Raw genomic sequence first — 4,408 nt, forward strand, 5'->3', positions numbered from 1 at the left:
GGCCTGCACAACCTGCGCTCGCTGGCCATCGGCGTATTCGTCGTCGCCTGGATCGCGCAGTTCATCGGCCACAAGTTCGAAGGCCGCAAGCCCAGCTTCCTGACCGACCTGACCTACCTGCTGATCGGCCCGGCGTGGGTGATGGCCAAGGCCTATCGCAAGCTCGACTGGCGCTACTGACCAGCGTCGCCGCGTCGACGCCTTCGTTTCCTGAACGGGCAGATCCCGTCACCGACACTGCACGGCGCGCCTGCCAGCCTGCCGCGGTGACCTCCTCACCTTGCCCCGCCCAGCGGCGGCGGTCCCTGTGCGACAGGGGCTGCGCTGTCCCTGCGTGGGCGTAGGGTGGACCTGCCCACCGGGTCCTGATGGGTCATCCGCGCGGCATGCTGCATCGCAGAAAAAATGAATCAGCGCACGTTACATGCAATTGATCGCTGTTCAATGGGTTTCGGCGACATTTGGCAGCCTGTTATGCTCCCTGACCTGCTCGTGAATCATGGATTCCCTGCATGCTCCCCAGCCTGCCCCTGCTGCTGGCCCTGCCGTTCCTCATGGCAGTGGCTGTCGCAGCCTTCCCCCGTAGTTCGCGCTCGACTGCTGCCTGGCTGGCGGCGCTGGCGCCGTTGGGCGGGCTGGCGATCCTCGCCTGGCTGACCCCATCGGTACTTGATGGCCAGGTGGTGCGCACGATGGTGCCGTGGCTGCCGCAGATCGGCCTGGACTTCACCCTGCGCCTGGATGGCCTGGCCTGGATGTTCGCGGGGCTGGTGCTGGGCATCGGCGCGCTGGTGGTGCTGTATGCGCGCTATTACCTCAGCAGCCAGGACAACGCGCACCGCTTCTATACCTACCTGTTGCTGTTCATGGGCGCCATGCTGGGCATGGTGCTGTCGGGCAACCTGTTGCTGCTGATGGTCTTCTGGGAAATGACCAGCATCAGCTCGTTCCTGCTGATCGGTTTCTGGTCGCACCGCCAGGACGCGCGCGAGGGCGCGCGGATGGCGCTGGTGATCACCGGCGGCGGCGGCCTGGCGCTGCTGGCCGGCGTGCTGCTGATCGGCCGCATCGTCGGCAGCTTCGACCTGGACGTGGTGCTGGCCGCCGGCGAGCAGATCCGCGCCAGCGCGCTGTACCCCTATGCCCTGTTCCTGGTGCTGGCGGGCATCTTAACCAAGAGCGCGCAGTTCCCGTTCCACTTCTGGCTGCCGCATGCGATGGCCGCGCCGACCCCGGTGTCGGCCTACCTGCACTCGGCCACCATGGTGAAGGCCGGTGTGTTCCTGCTGGCGCGCCTGCATCCTGCATTGGCCGGCAGCGATCTGTTCTTCTACACGGTCAGCGGCATCGGTGCGATCACCCTGCTGATCGGTGCCTGGAACGCGATCTTCCAGCATGACCTGAAGGGCCTGCTGGCCTATTCGACGATCTCGCACCTGGGCCTGATCACCCTGCTGTTCGGCCTGTCCACGCCGATGGCGGTGGTCGCCGGCGTGTTCCACATCATCAACCACGCCACCTTCAAGGCCTCGCTGTTCATGGCCGCCGGCATCATCGACCACGAGACCGGCACCCGTGACATGCGCAAGCTGGGTGGCCTGCGCAGGCTGATGCCGTTCACCAGCGCGCTGGCGATCATCGCCTCGCTGGCGATGGCCGGCATCCCGCTGCTSAACGGCTTCCTGTCCAAGGAAATGYTSTTCGCCGAAGCGCTGTCGGCCGGTGGTACCGACACCATGCGCACGGCGGTGTCGATCGCCGCGCTGCTGGCTGGTGTGTTCGGCGTGGCCTACAGCCTGCGCTTCGTGCACGACACGTTCTTCGGCAAGGGCCCGCATGGCCTGGACCGCGTGCCGCACGAACCGCCGCGCTGGATGAAGGTGCCGGTGGAGATCCTGGTGGTGATCTGCGTGGCGGTGGGTATTGCCCCGGCCGTGACCGTGGCCCCGGTATTGCACGCGGCAGCCGTTTCGATCCTCGGCAGCGCGATGCCCGAATACAACCTGTCGATCTGGCATGGCTTCAACCTGCCGCTGGCGATGAGCGCCGCTGGCGTGGTCGGTGGCGTAGCCCTCTACTTCGGCCTGCGCAAGCTGATCGATCTGCATGCGGTAACCAACACCACGCCGGGACGCAACGTCTTCCACCACCAGCTGGACCTGCTGTCGGCCGGTGCGCAGCGGTTGACCGCCGGCATCGCCAACGGCAGCCTGCAGCGCATGCTGCTGGGCCTGGTGCTGGTGGCGATCGTGGTCGCCGCCGCGCCCTACATTGCCAACCCGGCCTCGCCGGAATGGACCAGACCGCAGCCGATACCGCTGCTGGGCTGGGCGTTGTGGCTGGTGATGATGTCCTGCGCGGTGGCGACCCTGCGCATGTACAAGCAGCGCCTGCTGGCCGTGCTGCTGGTCGGCGGCGTCGGCCTGATGGTGGCGCTGACCTTCGTGTTCCTGTCCGCACCGGACCTGGCGCTGACCCAGCTGCTGGTGGAGATGGTGACCCTGGTGCTGATGCTGCTAGGCATGAACTACCTGCCGGCACAGTCCGGCCCGGAGCGGCCGCGCTGGCGCAAGCGCCGTGATGCGCTGATCGCGATCGTGGCCGGTGCCGGCCTGGGCGCGCTGGCGTACAGCGCGATGACCCTGCCGCCGAACACCATGGCCGGCGAGCTGCTTGCCCGCGCCCTGCCCGAGGCGTACGGCCAGAACGTGGTCAACGTGATCCTGGTCGACTTCCGCGGCTTCGATACCTTCGGCGAGATCACCGTGTTCGGCATCGCCGCACTGGTCGTGCATGCGCTGCTGCGTCGCACGCGGATGGCGCCGGAGCAGATCATGCCCGGTCCGCCGATCAAGCTGCCTGTGCCTGCCGATCTGGCCCAGATCATGTTCCCGCTGACCCTGACGGTCTCCATCTTCCTGTTCCTGCGCGGCCACAACGCGCCGGGCGGCGGCTTCATCGCCGGCCTGGTGCTGGCGGTGCCGCTGCTGATCCAGTACGTGATCCAGGGCACCGCCTCGGTGGAGTCACGCTTCGGCTTCGACTACATCCGCTGCATCGGTACCGGCCTGCTGATCGCCATCCTCAGTGGCGCCGCGTCGATGCTGTTCGGCGTGCCGTTCCTGACCAGCGGCCACCTGGACCTGCACCTGCCGTTGATCGGCGATGTACCGCTGGCCAGCGCGATTGGTTTTGATATCGGCGTGTACCTGGTGGTGTTCGGTGGCGCGATGCTGATGCTGTCGATGATGGCCACCGTCAAACCCTCGCGGACGCGCACCGCGCACAAGGGCGAGATCGACCTGCAACGCCGCTCGGCACGAACGGGGGAGATGCACTGATGGAACTGGCCCTGGCCTCTGCGATCGGCGTGCTGACCGCCATCGGCATCTACCTGCTGCTGCGCGCGCGCAGCTTCGATGTGATCCTCGGCATGACCTTCCTGTCCTACGCCACCAACCTGCTGATCTTCGCCGGTGGCCGCGTGGTGCAGGGCAAGGCGCCGGTGCTGCAGGAAGGCGTGGAAAGCCACCTGGGTAATTACACCGACCCGCTGCCRCAGGCGCTGGTGCTGACCGCCATCGTCATTGCCTTTGCGATGACCGCCGTCAGCATCGTGCTGGCCATGCGCAGCCGCAGCGACAACCACAGTGACCACGTGGACGCGCACGAGCCGGACGACGATGCACCGCCGCGCCGGGGCGAGGACCGCGCATGAATCATCTGGTGATCCTGCCGATCCTGGTACCGCTGCTCGGCGCTGCGCTGTCGCTGTTCGTCGAACACCGCCGCTATGGGCCGAAGGTGCAACGCGCCGTGGCGTGGACCGCGCTGGGCGCGCTGGCGGTGGTGGTCGGCCTGTTGTTCGCCGACACCGCTGGCGGCGACATCCGCGTGTACCTGCTGGGTGACTGGCCGTCGCGCCTGGGCATCGCACTGGTGGCCGACCGGCTGTCGGCGTGGATGCTGCTGACCACCCTGCTGCTGGCCATCCCCTGCCTGCTGCATGCGTGTTCGGGTTGGGACCGGCGCGCACCGCACTTCCATGCGCTGTTCCAGTTCCAGCTGGTCGGCCTCAACGGCGCCTTCCTGACCGGCGACATCTTCAACCTGTTCGTATTCTTCGAGGTGATGCTGATCGCCTCTTACGGCCTCCTGCTCAGTGGCGGCCGTGGCCTGCGCATGCGCATCGGCCTGCACTACGTGGTGTTCAACGTCACCGCCTCGACCCTGTTCCTGATCGCACTGGGCCTGCTGTACGCCTCGCTGGGTTCATTGAACATGGCCGAGCTGTCGCAGCGCATCGCCGAAGTACCGCCTGCGCAGCTGACCCTGGTGAAGGCGACCATGGGCCTGTTGCTGCTGGTGTTCTGTGCCAAGGCCGCGCTGATGCCGCTGTACCTGTGGC

General features: G+C 66.8%; 4 protein-coding genes. All 4 read left to right on the plus strand.

Going from position 1 to position 4,408, the window contains the following annotated elements:
• On the plus strand, positions 1–180 hold a 180-nt coding region (locus tag AC1VAN_RS13015), incomplete at its 5' end, for an Mpo1-like protein (RefSeq protein ID WP_480985940.1).
• 332 nt (positions 181–512) lie between these two features.
• Positions 513–3,341, plus strand: a complete 2,829-nt coding sequence (locus AC1VAN_RS13020; RefSeq protein WP_480985941.1) for a monovalent cation/H+ antiporter subunit A — start codon at positions 513–515, stop codon at positions 3,339–3,341.
• Positions 3,341–3,718: a Na+/H+ antiporter subunit C gene (locus tag AC1VAN_RS13025; RefSeq protein WP_025874601.1), complete on the plus strand. Its 378-nt coding sequence runs from the start codon at positions 3,341–3,343 to the stop codon at positions 3,716–3,718. The genes AC1VAN_RS13020 and AC1VAN_RS13025 overlap by 1 nt, the downstream gene beginning before the upstream one ends.
• A partial coding sequence (locus tag AC1VAN_RS13030; RefSeq protein WP_480985942.1) for a proton-conducting transporter transmembrane domain-containing protein occupies positions 3,715–4,408 on the plus strand: 694 nt, incomplete at its 3' end. The genes AC1VAN_RS13025 and AC1VAN_RS13030, both read left to right, overlap by 4 nt.

Source organism: Stenotrophomonas sp. 05L44_2 (assembly GCF_056665995.1).